The sequence below is a fragment of the Nonomuraea antri genome, from assembly GCF_013283785.1.
Lineage (GTDB): Bacteria > Actinomycetota > Actinomycetes > Streptosporangiales > Streptosporangiaceae > Nonomuraea > Nonomuraea antri.
In genome coordinates, this window is the sequence record NZ_JABCPZ010000221.1 from 1 (window position 1) to 17,844 (window position 17,844).

18 protein-coding genes, 1 tRNA gene and 1 pseudogene are annotated in these 17,844 nt (G+C 71.8%); 8 read left to right on the plus strand and 12 right to left on the minus strand.

Annotation, left to right across the window (positions count from 1 at the left end; translation table 11 throughout):
• Together HII36_RS44005 and HII36_RS44010 are read left to right on the plus strand one after the other, a co-directional pair.
• Positions 1–1,026 (plus strand): serine hydrolase domain-containing protein (locus HII36_RS44005; RefSeq protein ID WP_173529307.1); only part of this gene is annotated, 1,026 nt, incomplete at its 5' end.
• A gap of 114 nt (positions 1,027–1,140) precedes the next feature.
• Positions 1,141–2,559, plus strand: coding sequence for a glycoside hydrolase family protein (locus tag HII36_RS44010; protein WP_173529308.1), 1,419 nt, complete (start codon positions 1,141–1,143; stop codon positions 2,557–2,559).
• On the opposite strand, the gene HII36_RS44015 is transcribed toward HII36_RS44010, so the two are convergent.
• The 3 genes from HII36_RS44015 to HII36_RS44025 all read right to left on the minus strand — a co-directional run bounded on the left by HII36_RS44015 (position 2,556) and on the right by HII36_RS44025 (position 5,190).
• Entirely contained in the window at positions 2,556–3,881 is a 1,326-nt protein-coding gene (locus HII36_RS44015; protein WP_173529309.1) for an amidase, read from the minus strand. The two genes, HII36_RS44010 and HII36_RS44015, sit on opposite strands and share 4 nt — an antisense overlap.
• 132 nt (positions 3,882–4,013) lie before the next feature.
• On the minus strand, positions 4,014–4,343 hold the full coding sequence (locus HII36_RS44020) for a hypothetical protein (protein ID WP_173529310.1): 330 nt from the start codon (positions 4,341–4,343) through the stop codon (positions 4,014–4,016).
• A gap of 82 nt (positions 4,344–4,425) precedes the next feature.
• Positions 4,426–5,190, minus strand: a complete 765-nt coding sequence (locus HII36_RS44025; protein WP_173529311.1) for a PP2C family protein-serine/threonine phosphatase — start codon at positions 5,188–5,190, stop codon at positions 4,426–4,428.
• Between the two features lie 316 nt (positions 5,191–5,506).
• Here HII36_RS44025 and HII36_RS44030 point away from each other — a divergent pair, with 316 nt between their 5' ends.
• From HII36_RS44030 to HII36_RS44040, 3 genes are read left to right on the plus strand one after another with little or no spacing between them, the layout of a single operon-like run.
• Positions 5,507–6,661: a sensor histidine kinase gene (locus tag HII36_RS44030; RefSeq protein WP_173529312.1), complete on the plus strand. Its 1,155-nt coding sequence runs from the start codon at positions 5,507–5,509 to the stop codon at positions 6,659–6,661.
• Between the two features lie 16 nt (positions 6,662–6,677).
• Positions 6,678–7,808 (plus strand): hypothetical protein, encoded by a 1,131-nt coding sequence (locus tag HII36_RS44035; RefSeq protein WP_173529313.1) that lies wholly within the window; start codon positions 6,678–6,680, stop codon positions 7,806–7,808.
• Positions 7,805–8,470: a response regulator gene (locus tag HII36_RS44040; protein WP_328808164.1), complete on the plus strand. Its 666-nt coding sequence runs from the start codon at positions 7,805–7,807 to the stop codon at positions 8,468–8,470. Before HII36_RS44035 ends, HII36_RS44040 begins: the two co-directional genes overlap by 4 nt.
• A 25-nt stretch (positions 8,471–8,495) precedes the next feature.
• Here the strand turns inward: HII36_RS44040 and HII36_RS44045 are convergent, their stop codons facing one another.
• The 3 genes from HII36_RS44045 to HII36_RS44055 are packed head-to-tail and all read right to left on the minus strand — an operon-like array spanning position 8,496 to position 11,331.
• Positions 8,496–9,299 (minus strand): SAM-dependent methyltransferase, encoded by an 804-nt coding sequence (locus HII36_RS44045; protein ID WP_173529315.1) that lies wholly within the window; start codon positions 9,297–9,299, stop codon positions 8,496–8,498.
• A 47-nt stretch (positions 9,300–9,346) separates the two neighbouring features.
• Positions 9,347–10,300, minus strand: a complete 954-nt coding sequence (locus HII36_RS44050) for an ABC transporter permease (RefSeq protein ID WP_173529316.1) — start codon at positions 10,298–10,300, stop codon at positions 9,347–9,349.
• Positions 10,297–11,331: a sugar ABC transporter substrate-binding protein gene (locus tag HII36_RS44055; protein WP_173529317.1), complete on the minus strand. Its 1,035-nt coding sequence runs from the start codon at positions 11,329–11,331 to the stop codon at positions 10,297–10,299. The genes HII36_RS44050 and HII36_RS44055 overlap by 4 nt, the downstream gene beginning before the upstream one ends.
• 230 nt (positions 11,332–11,561) lie before the next feature.
• Between HII36_RS44055 and HII36_RS44060 the strand changes: the two genes are divergently transcribed.
• Positions 11,562–12,290 (plus strand): WD40 repeat domain-containing protein, encoded by a 729-nt coding sequence (locus HII36_RS44060; protein WP_173529318.1) that lies wholly within the window; start codon positions 11,562–11,564, stop codon positions 12,288–12,290.
• On the opposite strand, the pseudogene HII36_RS44065 reads toward HII36_RS44060, so the two are convergent.
• The 5 genes and pseudogenes from HII36_RS44065 to HII36_RS44085 form a co-directional block, all read right to left on the minus strand.
• Positions 12,274–12,810, minus strand: a pseudogene (locus tag HII36_RS44065) (DUF6596 domain-containing protein); the annotation flags it as partial. The gene HII36_RS44060 and the pseudogene HII36_RS44065 sit on opposite strands and share 17 nt — an antisense overlap.
• 34 nt (positions 12,811–12,844) lie before the next feature.
• Entirely contained in the window at positions 12,845–13,987 is a 1,143-nt protein-coding gene (locus HII36_RS44070; protein ID WP_173529319.1) for a PP2C family protein-serine/threonine phosphatase, read from the minus strand.
• 69 nt (positions 13,988–14,056) lie between these two features.
• Positions 14,057–15,295: an FAD-dependent oxidoreductase gene (locus HII36_RS44075; protein ID WP_173529320.1), complete on the minus strand. Its 1,239-nt coding sequence runs from the start codon at positions 15,293–15,295 to the stop codon at positions 14,057–14,059.
• Entirely contained in the window at positions 15,292–15,870 is a 579-nt protein-coding gene (locus tag HII36_RS44080; RefSeq protein WP_173529321.1) for a TetR/AcrR family transcriptional regulator, read from the minus strand. The genes HII36_RS44075 and HII36_RS44080 overlap by 4 nt, the downstream gene beginning before the upstream one ends.
• A 76-nt stretch (positions 15,871–15,946) precedes the next feature.
• Complete coding sequence (locus tag HII36_RS44085) at positions 15,947–16,411, minus strand: STAS domain-containing protein (RefSeq protein ID WP_173529322.1); 465 nt, start codon at positions 16,409–16,411, stop codon at positions 15,947–15,949.
• A 416-nt stretch (positions 16,412–16,827) separates the two neighbouring features.
• On the opposite strand from HII36_RS44085, the gene HII36_RS44090 reads away from it, so the two are divergent.
• Positions 16,828–17,184, plus strand: coding sequence for a DUF4180 domain-containing protein (locus HII36_RS44090; protein WP_236004568.1), 357 nt, complete (start codon positions 16,828–16,830; stop codon positions 17,182–17,184).
• Between the two features lie 11 nt (positions 17,185–17,195).
• Positions 17,196–17,267 (plus strand) — tRNA-Cys (locus HII36_RS44095).
• A 25-nt stretch (positions 17,268–17,292) separates the two neighbouring features.
• On the opposite strand, the gene HII36_RS44100 is transcribed toward HII36_RS44095, so the two are convergent.
• Positions 17,293–17,694, minus strand: coding sequence for a hypothetical protein (locus HII36_RS44100; RefSeq protein WP_173529324.1), 402 nt, complete (start codon positions 17,692–17,694; stop codon positions 17,293–17,295).
• Positions 17,695–17,844 lie beyond the last annotated feature (150 nt).

Genomic DNA, 17,844 nt, shown 5'->3' on the forward strand with positions numbered 1-17,844 from the left:
GTCTGGGACCGGCAGGGCCCGACCTACACCCCCAGGCCCCCGTCCATCGTCTCGCTGGTGCGGCCCACCACCCTGTTCAGGGTGGCCAGCCTGAGCAAGCACATCACCTGCCTGGCGATCATGCGCCTGGTGCAGGAGGGCAAGCTGTCGCTGAACGCCCCGGTGACCACGCTGCTCGGCCTGCCGACCACCGGCGACGCTCGGTTGTCCCAGGTGACCGTGCTGCGGCTGATGCAGAACCTCGGCGGCTGGGACAAGGCGGCCTCCGGCCGCGACTACCTGTTCTCCGACCACGCCATCTCGGCCACCCTGGACGTGCCGCTGCCCATCACGCACCGCCACATCCTCGACTACGCCAGCCGCCGGCCGCTCGACCACGCCCCGGGCACTCACATGTCGTACAACAACTACAACTTCCTGCTGCTCGGCCGGATCATCGAGAAGGTGTCCGGTCTCGGCTACGAGGCGTACGTCAAGCAGAAGATCCTGGCCCCGGTCGGCATCACCAGGATGCGGCTGAGCCAGAGCGTCGAGCGCGGCGTGCCGTACCACTCGATCTACACGGCCAAGACCGTCCTGGACGAGTCGGGCACCGTCGTCCCCCACCCGTACGGCGGCGCCAACTACGCCAACCTCGACTCGGCGGGCGGCTGGCTGGCCTCGGCGGTGGACCTGGTCAGGCTGTCCACGGTGCTCACCGGCGGCGGTGGCGTGCTCACCGCGGCCTCGGTCGCCAAGCTGCTGGCCAAGCCGGAGACCGGGCTCAACGAGCACGGCTCCTGGTACGCCGGCGGCTGGTGGGTGCGCACCAAGGGCACCGGGCTGAACACCTGGCACAACGGCTCGCTGCCCGGCACGTACGCGATCCTGACCCGCACGTACAGCGGGATCACGTTCTGCGCGACGTTCAACCGGCGCGAGGAGACCGGCGCGCCCGACTTCGACGCCTTCCAGGACGAGCTGTACGCCGCCGCCATGGCGATCACCTCGTGGCCCACCACGGACCTCACCTCGACCTACTTCTGACCGATAACGATTGTCTGAGAAGTGTCTGAGAAGTTGCTCCCGATGTGCCGTAGAGGGTGGCGGTCATGGAACGCTCATAGCGGCAATGTGACGTCGTGATCAGGGGAGCACAGGGTGGGATCGGACAACGGGGGATCGAGACGGCGGCGCTTCGGCCGGGCGCTCGCCGCGGTCGCGGGGGCGGCCGCGCTGACGCTGGTCATGGCGAGTTGTTCGGCCGCTGATCCCGGGGCCGAGGGCACCCAGACGGTCAGGGGGACCAGCGGGGGCACGGCCCCGGCCGAGACGGGCACGCCGGAGCCGGGCAAGAGCGGCACCGGCAAGTCGGAGACGGGCGAGCCGCCGAAGGTGGCCGACGGCTGGCCGCGCTTCGGCCTCACCCACACCGGGGTCAGCGCGAACAACGTCACCCAGCAGTTCGAGCAGGTCGTGGCCGGAAACCTGGCCAAGACCCCGATGCTGCAGAACCAGCACATCATGGGCTTCGGCGCGCTCAACCCGCAGCCGCGCAAGCAGGAGTTCTACTGGGAAGACCTCGACAGCCGCATGAACCTCATGAAGCTGTCGGGCGGCACCCCGATCATCACCCTGTGCTGCGCGCCCGACTGGATGAAGGGCGGGCCGGAGGGCCCGACCACGGAGACGGGCTGGCGCGACCACCTGGAGGACGCCCCCTACCCCAAGCACTTCGACGACTTCGCCAAGCTGTCGGCGACCGTCGCCCAGCGGTACAAGAACGTCAAGTACTTCATGGTCTGGAACGAGTTCAAGGGCTTCTGGAAGAACCACAACGAGCCCGCGGACTTCAAGGGCTACACCGAGATGTACAACAAGGTCTACGACGCGGTGAAGGCGGTCCGTCCCGACGCCCTGATCGGCGGCCCGTACCTCGGCTTCGACAGCCACGAGACGGGCGAGTCCGAGCTGCGCGGCGACTGGGGCGTGGTCAGCCAGCACGCCATCGACGCCTTCCAGTACTGGAACAAGAACAAGAAGGGCGCCGACTTCATCGTCGTCGACGGCGCCTCGGTGACCGACTCGCACAAGCTGATCCCGGACGAGTTCGGCGCGCTGAGCAAGTTCAGCGACGTGACCGCCTGGCTCAGGAAGGAGTCCGGCGACCTGCCGGTCTGGTGGTCGGAGTGGTACTTCGTGCCCGAGGACGGCACCACCTGGCCCGAGCCCAAGCGGCTCGCCGTGCAGGCCGCGTCCATGATCGAGTTCGCCAGGAGCGGCGCGGCGACCGCGCTGTACTGGAACCCGCAGGCCAAGGAAGGCGCCTGCAACGGCTGCATGTGGCACCCGACCAACGGCTCACAGCTCCCCACCGGCAAGCTGGTGGCCGACTTCGCCACCTGGTTCCCGGCCGACGCGAAGCTGGAGAAGGTCGAGACGTCCGACTCGAAGATCCGGGTGCTGGCCCAGGCCGAGCGCATGGTCATGGTGAACACCAGCAACGCCTCGGTCAGCGCGACGGTGGACGGCAAGGACGTCACGCTGAAGGCGTACGAGATCAAGTGGAGTGACCGCTAGGCGCCCCGGGCGGCGGCCGCCGCGAAGAGCAGGTGCTCGTCGCCGGGGCGGCAGACGAACTGCAGCCCGACCGGCAGGCCGTCGACGGTGCCCGCGGGCACGGTCAGCGCGGGCAGTTTGAGCACGTTCCACGGGCTGGTCAGCGAGAGCAGGGCGGCGCGCACCGCGATCGGGCGGCCGTCCAGCTCGCTCTCGCGCAGGCCGAGCGGCGGGGCGGTGATCGGCACGGTGGGCAGCGCGAGCACGTCGTGCCGGTCGAACAGCGCGTCGGCGAGCGCGGCCAGCACCGGCCTGGCGTTCATGGCGCGCACGAGCCGCCAGCCCGGCGTCAGCGCCGCGGCGCTCAGCCGTTCGAGCACCTCGGCGTCGAACAGCTCGGGCGCGCCGGTCAGCCGCTCGGCGTGCACGGCCGAGGTCTCACAGCTCTGGATCACGGTGTACGTCTCGCGCAGCCCGTCGGCCAGCCCGTCGGGCAGCCGCACCTCAGGCACGTCACCCGCGAGCTGGCGGGCGACGTCCACCACCCGCGGATCGCCGGCGAAGAACCCGGCAGGATCGAGCCAGGCCACCCGCACGTCTCCCGGCACCGGATCCGCGACGCCCGACGGGTCGTCGGCCAGCGCCCGGTAGGCGAGCAGGCAGTCCCGCGCGTCACCGGCCAGCACGCCGACGTGGTCGAACGACAGCGACAGCGGGAAGACGCCCGCCGCCGAGATGGCGCCGTAGGCGGGCTTGAACCCGGCGACCCCGCACAACGCGGCGGGAATGCGCACCGAGCCGCCCGTGTCGGTGCCGAGCGCGAGCGGGACCAGCCCGGCGGCCACCGCGGCCGCGCTGCCGCCGCTCGAACCTCCTGACATGCGGGCCGGGTCGTGCGGGTTGCGCGACGGCCCGTTGGCCGAGCGGTCGCCGGTGGGCCCGTAGGCGAACTCGTGCGTGGTCGTCTTGCCGACGATCACCGCCCCACCCCGGCGCAGGCGGGCCACGCAGGTGGCGTCGCTGTCGGGGACGTGCTCGGCGAAGTGCCGCGAACCCGCCGTCGTCCGCAGCCCCGCGGTCATGATGAGGTCCTTCACCGCGACGGGCACCCCGTGCAGCGGGCCGTGCCAGGTGCCGGCCGCGAGCTCGGCGTCCGCGGCGCGGGCCGCCGCCCGGGCGCCGTCGGCGTCGACGGTGACGAACGCGTTGAGCTCGGGATCGCGCTCGGCGATCGCGTCGAGCGCTCGTTCCGTCAGCTCGGCGGCGGAGGTCAGGCCGGCGCGCAGGTCACGCGCGAGCTCGGTGAGGGTACGGCCGGTGAAAGGGCCGGGGGAGAGCGGCATGGGTTCCTTCCGTCCGATGACGATGGCGTCCGATCACGGCGGCGACCGGTCACGTTTGCGACGAACCCACTCAATATCATTCCTGGCCGCGTCCCGCTCGATCCGCGGCCAGGAGAGGATCGGCCGGCCGGGTCAGAGGCGGCGCTCGTCCACGCCGACCGCGCCGACGCCGCTGCTGTAGAACGCGCACTTGCCCTGGGACTGCTCGACGCCGCCCGGCGGCACCCGCTTCCAGTCGCCCTTCACGTCGGGCGCCAGGCCGCAGGTGATGACCGCGCGGAACTCGTAGGTGTCGCCCGTCGGGTTGCTGCACAGCGCGTAGCCGACGTCGGGGTCGTTGTTGTGCCGGCCGGTGTCGCAGTTGAGCACGGTGGCCGAGGCGGGTGCGGGGGCGACGAGCGCGCTCACGAGGAGCGTGGCCGCCGCGGCCCCTGCGCCGATGGTCTGCTTCCAGCCGTTCATGACCGTCTCCCTCGCTGCACTTGGTGACTGTTTGACTACAGACTGTAATGCAGTGGTGACGATTTGTGGAGGGGCTGCCGGTTCAGGCGGTGACGACGTCCGCGATGACGGCCGTGGCGTCGTCCTTGGGTTCGGCCGCGGCCAGCTCGTCGTACAGGCGGTCCAGGCAGGCGGCGGGCGAGGCGCCCAGGGTGAGGAGTTCGGCCAGCCGGTCCTCGCCGAGCGCCCGGGTGACGCCCGCGGTGACGAGCACGACGCGGTCGCCGGGACGCAGCGGCACCATGCCGAGCTCGGGGGTGAGCGTCGAGGCCAGGCCGATCCCGCGCAGCAGCGGGCCGTTGTCCAGGCTGTGCGGGGAGGTGAGCAGGCGCGGCGGCCGGCCCCTGGAGCAGTGCCAGATCGCGCCGTCGCCGACGTGGGCGAAACGCAGGCAGGGGCTCTCGCCGCGGTCGAGGATGATCAGGTCCAGGGTGCTGACCAGGCCGGACACGGCCGGCGTGCGCAGGGCGGCGCGGCGCACGGCCCGGTGCGCGGCCTGGGCGCAGGCGTCCAGGTCCTGCTCGCGGGTCTTGCCGTACTGGGGCCTGGCGGCGATCACCGCGCTCAGCGCGAGCGCGGCGGCGCTGTGGCCGTGCGGCGTGCCGTTCGTGCCGCCGGCCGCCGCGATCAGCCGTTCCTGGACGACGTACGTGTCCGACGGGTGGCCGCGCGTCCCCTCGTACGTGCCGCCCGCCGCGACCAGCCGGGGCCGGGCCACCGGCATGCCGGCCGGCCAGATGCCGCGCTTGCCCCGCGCGGCCATGACGGACAGGCAGGAAATCAGGAACGTGATCACGAGCAGTGTCATGAGCCCCCCTCTCCTCGCGGTCATCGCGAGACGCGTCCAGTACACGCCCGCACCTGGCGCTCCCGCCTGACGGCCGATCAGCCGTCATGCCCGCGCGCCCGGGCGGGACCAGAGTGCGCAGGACGGCCGTCAACGAGACGGCCCGGGCAACCACCGCCGCCGCCCGGCGGGACGCCGCACGAGGGACACAGACAGGCATGCGACCCATGACCCCACCCGCCGCATCGGCCCGAGAGACCCTGTTCCTATTACTTCCGGCACATCTTCCTCGTTATCGTGAGATCCGTCCCGTGCTCCCCCCGCCAGCGGACGGCTCATGCCTCACCCAGCCACCCCCAGATACGACCCGGCCTCCCGCCAGCTCGACCAGGCCGTGGCCCGCACCGCGGCCGGCGCGCGGGGCGTCGTGGGAGTGGTGGCGGTCGTCGCCGCGACGCTGGGCGCCGTCGAGCCGGTCGCCGCGTCCTGGCTGGTCCCGGCGCTGGCCGTCGACCTCGTCTGGACCGCTCTGTTCCTGCGGGTGTTCCTGCGGCGCGGACCGCTGCCGTACCCGCTGGTGGCCGGGGAGGTGGTCATCACCGCCGGGATCTGCCTGGCGCAGCGGCACCTGGTGGCCGAGGAGGCGCTGGCCACGGGGTCGAGCTGGGTCGCGGGGCTGGTCACGATGACGATCATCGTGGCCGGGGTGACCTGGCGGCCCCCGCTGTCGGTGCCCGTCGGCCTGGTCGTCGCGGGGGCGTACCTGGCCGGGGTGCGGATCGCGGCGCCGTCCCAGGACGTGGCCGGCACCCTGGGCATCCACCTGGTGCAGACGCTCGCGATCGCGACGCTCATGACGCTGCTGCGCCGCTCGGCCGCCTCGGCCGACGCCTTCCTGCGCGAGAGCGGACGGGCGCGGATCGCGCTCATGGTGGAACGGCTGCGCCGCGAGGACGAACTGCGGCAGGTCGGCAGCATCCACGAGACCGCGCTGCACACGCTCACCATGGTCGGCCTGGGCACCTACGACGCGCCGTCGGCGACCCTGCGCGCCCAGGTGGCCACCGACCTGGCGGCACTGGAGCGGCTGCGCGACACCCCGCGCGCGGACGCCGCCCCCATCGCCCTGGACGCGCTGCTCGACGAGGTCGCGGGCCGCGCCGCCGGCCTGGACGTGCGTACCAGCCTGACCCCGCAGACCGTGCCCGGGCACGTGGCCGAACACTTCGCCAGAGCCGTCACCGAAGCCCTGGCCAACGTGGTCAGGCACGCCGGCGTCCGCGAGGCCGAACTGGTCTGCAGCAGGGACGACGACGCGATCAGGGTGGAGGTCGCCGACGCCGGACGCGGATTCGACCAGCACCGGCTGCCCGCCGACAGGTTCGGTGTACGCGGCTCGATACTCGACACGATGCGCGCGCTGAACGGCGGCGGCGCGGAGATCTCCTCGGGCGAGCGCGGCACCCGCGTGAGCCTGTGGTGGCGGCCGTGAACGCGGGGGAGCGGCCGTGACCGGGGACATCGAGCAGGTCGCGCAGCGCTACGCCCGCTACACCGCGCTCGGCGCCGCGCTGATCGCCGGGCTCTGGCACACCGGCTACGACCTCACGGTCACGATCGCCGGCTGGACCGGCTTCCGCTGGCCGCTGCTGGCCGCGCTGGCCTGGGCCGGCTACACCGTCGTCGCCGTGCTCGCCACGCTGGCGCTGGCCCGCACCGCGCGCGGACCGGTCAGGATCGGGGTGCTCGCCGGCGCCGCGCTGGCCGCGGACGTCGCGATCATCGTCGCCTGCCGCCCGGACGACCTGCTCGGCATCAGCGACTGGGGGTGGGGCTCGGTCGGCTGGCTGGGCGTGATGCTGACCTGGAACCGGCCGCGCTGGACGGGCGAGCTGGCCGCGTTCCTGGCCGCCAACGCCGCCATCATGCTGGTGGCGATGGCGGTGACCGGCACCTTCGACCGGCTGTCGGTCGCCAAGTACCTGGTGGTGATCGTCGGCGGCGTCACCATGCAGGTCGGCTACGCGGCCGGCTGCGCCATGCTGCGCGCCCGCGCCGAGGACGCCGTGCTGCTGGCGCGCAGGCTCGCCGCCGACGACGCCTGGCGAGAGTCGGCCCGCCGCATCCACGACGACCGGCTGCGCAGGTACGCCGCCATCCGCGAGGTGGCGGAGTCGCTGCTGCAGCGCCTGGCCGACGGCGATGACCCGGGCGACCCGCGTATCAGGGAGGACTGCACGGCCGGCGCGATGCGGCTGCGCCGGCTCATCACCGAGCGCGAGGACGTGCCAGACGCGCTGGTGTCGGCGCTGCGCGAGCGCATCGACGCGGCCGAGCGGCGCCAGGTGCTGGTCACCGCCCCGCCGTTCGGCGGCACCCTGCCCGACCTGCCCGGCGACGTCCGCGACGACCTGCTCAGAGCCCCCGTCCAGGCCCTGGACGGCGCCAGGACGCGGGCCAGGGTCACCGTGTCCGCGATGACCACCATGGTCAGCGTGGCCGTCGTGGCCGACAATGACGATCTGCCCGTCCACGCGGAACCGGTCCGCGAGGCCAGCGGGGTCGTGGTCACCTACCAGCGGCAGGGGGGTGAGGTATGGGTCAACAGCATCTGGCAGCGGCCGGAGCCGGACCCGTGAGGGTGGCGCTCGTCGAGGACCACCAGGTCGTGGTGGACGGCGTGCGGTCGTGGTTCGAGCCGCCGGGCCCGGTGGAGCTGGTCGCGCAGGGGCCGACGATCGAGTCCGTCCGCGGCACGCCCGCCGACGTGCTGCTGCTCGACCTCAACCTGAACGGCACCATGGTCGTCGACCGGGTGGCCGAGCTGTGCGGCGGCGGTCAGCGGGTCGTCGTGTTCTCCGAGCACGAGGAGCCGGAGGTGGTCAGGGCGGTGCTCGACGCGGGCGCGTCGGCGTTCATCGGCAAGGGCCGGGCCACCAGGGAGTCGTGCCTGGAGACGATCCTGGAGGTGGCCGCCGACCGGCCGAGCGTGACCCCGCCGATGGCCCAGGCCATCGCGACCGACGAGGGCCCGCACCGGCCGCAGTTGTCGGACAAGGAGCGGGCGGCGCTGCTGTTCTGGTTCCAGTCGATGTCGAAAGCGTCGGTGGCGGCCAGGATGGGCATCAAGGAGCGGACGGTCAGGCAGTACATCGACCGGGCGCGGGTGAAGTACGCGGCGGCCGGTCGGCCCGCGCCCACCAAGGAGAAACTGCTCATCTGCGCCATCCAGGACGGCCTGGTGAGCCCGGACGAGGTCACCGTGTACACCTCGCTGGCCGCCAGGGACGAACCGGACTGACCGGTCAAAGCATGCTGCCGGCGGGTCAGGGCTTGTGGCCGACCCCCACGTACCACCACTCGCTGCCGCCGAGCGCGACCTCCCAGTCTTCCGCGGGCCGCCAGTCGGCCACGTGGGTGACGCCCGGCTCGACCAGGTCGAACCCGTCGAACATGCGGGTGACAGCGGCCTTGCCGCGGTGGACCAGCGGCGTGTCCGTCTTGTCGTAGACCTCGCGGGCGGCCTTGCCGACCTCGGGATGGGCGTCGTCGGTGAGGTGCGAGACGATCAGCGCGCTGCCCGGCGCCATGCGCTCGGCGAACTCCGCCACCACGCCGTGCGGGTCTTCACCGTCGGTCAGGCAGTGCAGGACGCCCAGGAAGACCACGCCGACCGGCCGGCTGAAGTCGATCAGCCGCAGCGTGTCGGGGTGGTCGAGGATCGCCTTCGGCTCGCGGATGTCGCCCTGCAGCATGACGATGTCCGCGCCCACGCCCGCGAGCAGCGCCCGGCCGTGCACGACGACCACCGGGTCGTGGTCGACGTAGACCACCGGGGCGTCGGGGTGGATCGTGCGGGCCACCTCGTGCACGTTGTTCTGGTTGGGCAGGCCGGTGCCGAGGTCGATGAACTGGGTGATGCCCCGCTCGGCCACGTGGCGCACGGCCCTGCCCAGGAACTGCCGGTTGGCCAGGCAGATCTCCCGGCTCGGGCCCAACGCCATGATCTTCTCGGCGGCTTCGCGGTCGGCCGCGAAGTTGTCCTTGCCGCCCAGGTAGTAGTCGTACATGCGCGCGGCGTTGGGAATGTTCGGGTTGATCCCCAGGGGAGCGCGCGGAGAAGTGGTCATCCTGTGGCCCTTCGACGGATGGCGCTGCCATCGTAGCGTCCCGACGATCATCGCAGGGGATCTCGGCGATTCCTGAGCCCGTAATCGAGGCTCACCGCGGCCAGGATGAGCAGCCCTTCCACGATGGGCTTGTAGGTGGAGTTCCAGCCGAGCAGGTTGAAGCCGTTGCCGATCAGGGTCAGGATCAGCACGCCGACCATGCCGCGCCAGATCGCGCCCTGCCCGCCGAGGATGCTGGTGCCGCCGATCACGGTGGCGGCGATGGCGGTGAGCTCCAGCAGCGTCCCCATGTCGGCCTGGGCCGAGCCGCCGCGCGCGGCCAGCACCAGACCGGCCAGGGCAGCGCACACGCCGCTGATCGCGAACACCGCCACCCGCGTCCCGCCCACGCCGACCCCGGACAGCCAGGCCGCGCGCGGGTTGCCGCCGACCGCGTAGCAGCGGCGGCCGAACGTGGTGCGTGACAGCATCACGCTCGTCACCACGGCCACCGCGATCAGCAGCAGCGACGCCGCGGTGATCCCGCCGAGCACGGTCGGCCAGCTCAGCGACTGGAACGCGGCCAGCCGGTCGGGGCCCGGATAGACGATCGCCCCGCCGGTGATCGCCAGCGCCAGCCCGCGATGCACGATGCTCAGCGCCAGCGTGGCGATGAACGAGTGCACCCGGGTCAGCACCACCACCAGGCCGTTGACCATGCCGAGCAGCGCGCCCGCCGCCACCGCCGCGGCGAACCCGGCGGGCGCCCCGGCGCGCTCGGTGACCAGCACCGCCACGACCGCGCTGACCGCCAGCACCGCGCTCGCCGACAGGTCGAACGCGCCGCAGATCACGCAGACGGTGATGCCGCAGGTCAGCAGCCCGACCACGACGGTCTGGTCGAGCAGGTTGACCAGGTTGGTCGCGGTCAGGAACGTGTCGGTGGACAGCGCCAGCACGACGACGAGCGCCACGGCCGCCAGGACGATGCCGTAGTCCCTGACGGCCGCCGCCCGGTTCATTCGTCGTACTCGCCGGTCACCTCGGCCAGGGCGTCCTTGGTGCCCAGGGTGGTGCCCGGGTCCACGTCGGTCGCCAGGTTGGTGGCCGGCACCTGCGTGCCCCGGGCCTTGGCCAGGCCCAGCTCGGCGGCCCGCGCGCCGAGCGTCTTGACCGGCATGTAGTACGCGGCGAACCAGCGTCCCTCCTGCACGGCCTTGACCGTCTGGCGTGAGGCGCCGTTGGCGACGTAGAGGATCTCCTTGCCCTTGGCCACGGCCTCGGCGCCGGCCACGGCCTGGGACGAGCCGATGATCACGTCGATGCCCGGCTCCTTCTGCAGCACGTCCTGCATGGCCTTGCGCCCGCTCTCCTGCGTGTAGCCGCCTTCGAGCTGGGCCGCGAGCTCGATGCCCGGCGTCTGCTTCAGCACCGCGACGGCGGCCTCGGTGCGGGCGTTGTCCAGCGGCAGCGCCTTCAGCCCCTCCAGATACCCGACCTGGCAGGGGTTCAGCTTCTTGCTCTGGCACGCCTGCACGGCCAGCCTGCCCAGCGCCGCGCCGTTCCTGGCAGGCACGTCGATCAGCGTGATCGTGCCGTCCACCTGCGGGTCGGCGGTGTCGTAGCGGGTGCCGACCGGCGTGAAGTGCACCACGACCGCGATGCCCGCCCGGACGGCGGCCTGCAGCGCGGGCACCACGGCCGCGCCGTCGTTGGCCTGCACCACGAACACGCCGAACCGCTTGGCCGTCACCGCGTCCTGGATCTGCCTGACCTGGGTCTGGGCGTCGAAGTTCGGGTCGAAGAACTCGGCGGTGGCGTCGTTGGCGCGGGCGTACTCCTCGATCCCGGCGAACGTGGCCGCGGCGAAGGAGTTGGCCTTGGCGAAGCCGAAGAACGCGATGCGCTGCGGCCCGGTCGCGGTGGTGCTTGCAGAGGCGGAGGCCGACGCGCCCGCGGTGGCCGGCGGGTCGGCGGTGTTCGGGTTGACGCACCCGGCGGCCAGGAGAGCGACGGCGGCGAGCGCGGGTAACGGCATCCATCGTGCGACCATCTCGGTCTCCCTTGGGGTAGTCGACCCGGCGGCTGGAACCCCCCGACTTTCGTCGAGTTGATCATAGGGATCGGCCGGTGGCCGTGGGGGGAATCCGGGGAGAAAGCCGGGTTACGCGGCGTTCTGGAAAGTTTGCTGTCGGTTGCGAGTCCGGTCAGGATGTTGACAGTATCGGGTGATCTTTCACTGTTGAGCGCGACATTTCCGTCGCCGACCTGAGGAGCACCCACGTGGACCGCAGAGGTTTTCTCGCACTGACCGGCGCCGCCGGGCTGGCCACCCTGGGCCTGGCCGCGCCGGCACAGGCGGCCGCCGCCCGCTATTTCAACCGCCGCATCCCGGACGAGGCGCACCGGCAGATGGGCAAGCTGGCGGCGTACGGCATCACGTCGTTCTCGTTCACGCCGTCCAACGGGTGGGTCGTCGTGACGGGCGACGGGCACTACTTCGCCCGCAACATCCCCGACGAGTGCTACGCCAAGCTCAAGGAGCTGATCGCCAAGGGCACGCGCATCCACTGCGTGGCCTTCCCGCCGGAAGGCGGCAACCGGTGGGTGATCACGGGTGACAAGACGTTGTTCGCCCGCAACATCCCTGAGGAGTGCTACCAGCGCATCCTGTCCTACTACAAGGCCGGCCAGCAGGTCGTGCACGTCGCGTTCCCGCCCGGCGGCGGCAACCGGTGGACCGTGGTCGCCACGAACGGCTTCTTCGCCCGCAACATCGACGAGGAGTGCTACCAGAAGATGCGCGAGCTGTCGCGGAGCTCGCGGGTGACCCGGGTGGCGTTCGCCCCCGGCGGCGGCTGGACGGTCGTCGCCGGCGACACGTTCTTCGCCCGCAACATCGACGACGAGTGCTTCCAGCAGATGAAGAAGTTCAAGTCGGCCGGGTATCCGCTGCACAACGTGGCGTTCTCGCCGGTGAACAACGGCTGGTCGCTCAGCTCGCGCGGCTGAGCCCGAGCCGGTCCTTTGTCATGACGAATCGGTGAGGCGCCCGCTCGTACGCCGCCCGCGCCTCCTCGCCCCGGCCCAGCCGCTGGAGCAGTTCGGCGCGGGTGGCGTGCCACCAGGGGTAGCCGTCCAGGCCGCCGATCTCCGTCACCAGGGCCAGGCCCGCCGCCGCGCCGTCGCGCTCGGCCACCGCCACCGCCCGGTTGAGCCTGGCCACCGGCGTGTCGTGGACGGTGAGGAGCACGTCGTACCAGGAGACGACCGCCGTCCAGTCGGTCTCGTCGTAGGAGGGGGCGAGCGCGTGGCAGGCGGCGATCGCGGCCTGCGCCACGTACGGGTCGGGCCGCTCCGGACTGCGCCGCAGGGCCGCGCCGACCAGCGTCACGCCCTCCCTGATCAGGGCGGCGTCCCAGCGGGAGCGGTCCTGGCCGGGCAGCAGCACGGGTCGGCCGTGCTCGTCCAGCCTGGCCGCCCGGCGCGAGTCGTGCAGCAGCAGGAGCGCGAGCAGGCCGACAGGTTTCGTCTCTCTACTGAAGGAACGAACGGGCCCGGGCCCGTCAGGACACCTCGCGCGAGACTTTTCCCGAGACCTCGCCCGGCCGGTGTTTGCGCAGCAGGAGCATCGCCGCGTCGTCCAGCAGCGGGCCGCCGACGTGCGTGATGAGGTCGCCGCGCAGGGTGTCGAGTGCCGTCTGCGGGTCGCCGGAACGCAGCAGGCGGGCGCGGTCGATGAGCGGATAGAACGTTCCCGCCGCGTCGCGCGCCTCGATGACCCCGTCGGTGAACAGCAGCAACTGCTCGCCCGCGCCGAACGCGACGCGGTGCGGCCGCGGCGGGTCGCCGCCGAGCGCGCCCAGGCCCAGCGGCAACGACTCCTCCGGCGGCTCGACCGCGACCGCCCGGCCGTCGGAGCGGATCAGCAGCGGCGCCGGGTGGCCGAAGTTGACCAGCGCCATCGCGCCCTCGCCCACCTCGGCGACGATCGCCGTGACGAACTGCTCCCCGCCCAGATGCCTGGCCAGGCTGGCCTCCAGCCGGTCGCCGATCTTGGCCAGCTCGGGCTCGTCGTAGGCGGCCTCGCGGAACGCGCCGAGCACCCAGGCCGCGGTCTCGACCGCGGCCAGCCCCTTGCCCTGCACGTCGCCGATCAGCAACCGCACGCCGTACGGGGTGGTGACGACCTCGTACAGGTCGCCGCCGATGCGCGCCTCGGCCGCCGCCGAGGTGTACGACAGCGCGATCCGCAGGTCACCGGCCCGCCGGGGGACCGGCCGCAGCAACACCCGCTGCGCGGCCTCGGCCACCGCACGGACGTCGGCCAGCTCACGCTCGCGGCGCAGCCGCAGGTGGCTGGCCAGCATGCTGGCCGCGGTGACGCCGATGATGGTGGCGATGGTGACGTTGTTCTGCTTGGTCAGCAGCACCTGGCCGTACCAGGCCAGGGGCAGGCAGATGGCGAGCGCGACCACGCCCACCAGCGCGGTGCGCCTGACACTGCCCGACACGGACGCGAACGTCGGCCCGAGCGTGAGCAGCGGCAGGAACCCCAGGGTCGGCCCGGCGAGCAGGTCGATCACGGCGACCGCGATCATCACGGCGAACGGCAGCCGGCGCAGCGCCCGCTGGGATCGCCGCCGCTCCCCGTGCCCATGGCCGGAGGCGTCGTCGGCACCGACCTGTTCGTTCGCCGCTCCACGCATCGGTAAATGAAACATCAACGGCTCACCTGGGCACAAGCGTGACGCGTTCGTGTCCGCCCCCTGGAGCCCTCACATCGGCAGGCGCGCCCGGCGGTCCTCGGGGATCAGGTTGTGCCCGGCCGGGCTGAGCGAGTTGAGGAACAGACGGCGGCCACCGGGCAGCGCGGCCAGGCGCAGCAGCCAGTCGCGCGTCACGATGCGCCGCCTGCTGGACGGCGCCATCCACTGGATGAACCGGCGGCCGAACCGCTGCACGTCCGCGATCACGGGCTGCATGCGGCGCTGGTAGGCGAGCGCGGCGGCGGCGGGGTCGGCGGCCCGTCCCGCTGCCCGTCCCGCTGCCGGCCCTCCTGCCGGCCCGCCGGTCAGCCCGCCGGCCGGTTCGCCGGTCAGTTCGTCGGCCAGGACCCAGGCGGCGGCCATGGCCATGGACGCGCCGTGCCCGGCGAACAGTGAGACCGCCTGGCAGGCGTCGCCGAGCAGCACCACGCGCCCCCGGCTCCAGTCGTCCATCACGACCTGGGTGACCTGGTCGTAGTACAGCTCGGGCGGCTGGGGGCAGCGGCCGAGCACGTCGGGCAGGATCCAGCCCAGGTGGCCGTAGCGCTCGCGCAGCGCGGCCGGGGGATCGGCGGGGATGCGCGGATCGGGTTCGCGGCGCAGGAACAGCAGCGCCAGCCGGCCGCCGCGCAGCGCGTACGCGCCCGCCATCAGCCCGGGCTCGGTGAGCATCTGGTAGCGCGTGCCGACCTGTTCGCTCAGCCGCTGATCGGCCACGACGTAGGCGGCCACCTGGTGGCCGAGGTAGCGCAGGTACCGTTCCTCCTCGCCGAAGACCAGCTCGCGTACCCGGGAGTGCGCGCCGTCGGCGCCGACCAGCAGGTCGGCCTCCATCGTGGTGCCGTCGGTCAGCCGCACCGCCACGCCGCCCGCGTCGTGCTCGACGGCGTCGATGCTGGTGCCGTAGCGGACCGGGGCGGAGACGTCGTCGAGCAGGATGCGCGCCAGGTCGCCGCGCAGCAGGCTGACCACGTCGGGAAGGCCGGACGGCATGCTCAGATGACTGCTCTGACGGCCGCGGCCGTCGACGTAGCTGATCTCGTGGACCGGATAGCGGGCGTCGAGCAGCCGCTCGCGCAGGCCCATGCGCTCGGCCACCTGGTAGCCCGGGCCGTAGAAGTCGATCATGTAGCCGCCGGCGCGGAACTCCGGCGCGCGTTCGACGAGCTGGACGTCCCAACCGGCGCGTTCGAGCCGCCAGGCCAGGGCGAGACCGGCGATACCCGCACCGCAGACGATGACCTTCATGCCGTGCTCTCCTCCTTCAGCATGGCGCGCAGCGGCCCGGCCAGCCGCGTGAGGTCGAGCCGGGGGTCGAGCGCGCGATGCATCATCAGACCGTCGACGGCGGCGGCGAACACCGTCGCCGCCGCCTCGCTGTCGCCTCGGTGACCTCGTGCCCGCAGCCAGGCGGCGACCTGAGACCTGAAGCGGGTGACCAGCTCCTCCAGCCGCTCGCGCAGCTCCGGCAGCCGGGTCGAGGCCAGGAACATCTCGCTGACCAGCAGCGACGCCGGGTCGGTTCCCGTGTAGCGCGACAGCTCGCCGAGCAGCCAGTCGACGCCCTCGTCGATGCCGGGCCGCTCGGCCAGCCGCGTGCCGAGCTCGTCGAGCATGACGCGGCCGAAGCCGACGCCGGCCGTGATGAGCAGGCTGGTGACCGAGCTGAAGTGGTAGTGCACGACGCCGGGGGCGACCCCGGCCCGCTCGGCCACCATGCGGGTGGTCACGCCGCCCCACCCCACCTCGCCGACCAGGGCGATCGCGGCTTCGAGCAGCCGTTGCCTGGTGACCTGGCCGCGCTCGGCGGACGCTGACGGCATGCGTGCCCTCCTTGTTGGACGTTCGACTTGGGCAGTCGTCCAACATGTTACTCCGTTTGTATGGGCGGTGCGCGGATCAGCCTTGTGCGGCGGCCGCCCGGCGGGCCGCGGCGACGGCCTGCTCGACCGTGACGTGCACGGACAGGTGCACGTCCAGGCCGGTGATCTGGATCAGCCTGGACGGGGCCGCGCGCAGGGCGGCCAGCCGCAGCTCGCCGCCGTGCTCGACGCTCTCACCCCGGCACAGCAGCAGCTCGCGCAGGCCCGTGCTGTCCATGAACGTCAGCTCCGACAGGTCGAGCACCACCTGGTCGTCCGGCCGCCGTCTGGCCTGGTCGAGATAGGCGCGGAGCACCGCCTGGTTGGTGACCGTGAGCTCCCCCTTCAGCGCGATCACGGTCACGCCGGACAGCCGCCCGCGCGTCATGGTGAGCTCGGCCATCGTCGCCCCCGCCCGTCCGGCGCCCGGCCGGCCCGCGTAGGCGCGGCCAGGGGTGAAACGGTAGACCGTCACTCGGCCGTCGGCCGCCGTGGATGCCATCGCGCGGACCTCCGCTCACCCTCACCATCAGCCGTGCCCTCAGATGAATATCAGTAATCAATCGATCACGGGGAGTGCCGGTGACACTTGGGACTCCATCCGGGCGGGTCTCCGTCCGGGTAAAGCCGGGTATTCACTGGAATTGTCGGCGCCGATTGACAATCCACATAATCGCCCCTAGCATCGCTTTAACAGTGGACGGATATCGACCGGGGAAGGAGTGGCATCATGCAGAACCGCCCTCCCCATGATCCGGCCATCGAGGCGTGTAGCCACGCCCGCCGCTGTCGCGCCTGACGCCTGGCTCCGCCGCGTTCGCGCAGTTCGGCCCGGGAAATCCCGCAAATGATTCATCTTCCTTTTTCACCCAGGCTTATTCACGGGAATTAATCACCATGACGGAAATTGTTTCCACCATGCACGGATTTCGTACGCTCATTTGCCCCGCCGACGGCGCGCTGATTAACGACGAACGCGCCGCCACGGATATTCTGGGCGACGCGTTCGGGCACGACGCCGAGGTCGTCGTCATCCCGGTGAGCCGGCTCAGCGCCGACTTCTTCCGGCTGAGCACCAGGATCGCCGGCGAGATCATGCAGAAGTTCGTCACCTACCGGCGGCTGCTGGTCGTCGTGGGCGACATCGCCGAGCACGTGGAGGCCAGCAAGGCGCTGCGTGACCTGGTGTTCGAGAGCAACCGTGGTGAGCACGTCTGGTTCCTGCCCGACCTGGCGGCACTGGAGGAACGCCTGTCGCGGCGTCAGCCCGTCTGACCCGCGTACCCGGCCGTGTGCCCGAATGGCTCAGGGACCCGCCTGCAAAGCGGAATACGCCGGTTCGATTCCGGTCACGGCCTCGACGTCGCGCCCACGGCGAAACGATCAGCCGCCGGTGGTGAAGATGGTCTTCGACTTCGAGCACGCGCCGGTCGGGCGCTTGGAGTTGCCGCGGCAGACCTGCACCTTGATCTGCAGCACGCTGCCGTAGTCCTTCCTGAACGTGCCGACGCCCGGCTTGCAGTAGTAGTAACCGTGGGTCTTCCAGCGGCCGTTGCGCGCGTCCTGGGCACGCAGCACCGCCCAGGCGCAGCCGGAGCCGCGCGTGTCCTCCAGATTGCCGTAGACGACGTAGCCGAACTGGCTGATGGCGACCTTGCCCCAGGCGCTGGCCATGCCGTCGGCGGAGTGTACGGTGCGCCACTTCCACATGGCCGGGTCGGCCGAGGCGGGGGCGGCGGCCAGCGGGAGCACCGCGGCGGCGGCGAGGACGGCGAGCAAACGCATGAGAGAACTCCGGGACGAAACGTGAACTGTCTCCTCTAGAGATAGATCGCGTCACTTGTGAGCGACTTGAAGGCCGCTGGGTCCGGCCGGCGACACGCCGCCCCGCTTCCGCGCGCACCTTGAGGGGCGCTCGGCGGTGGCGGGGAAAAC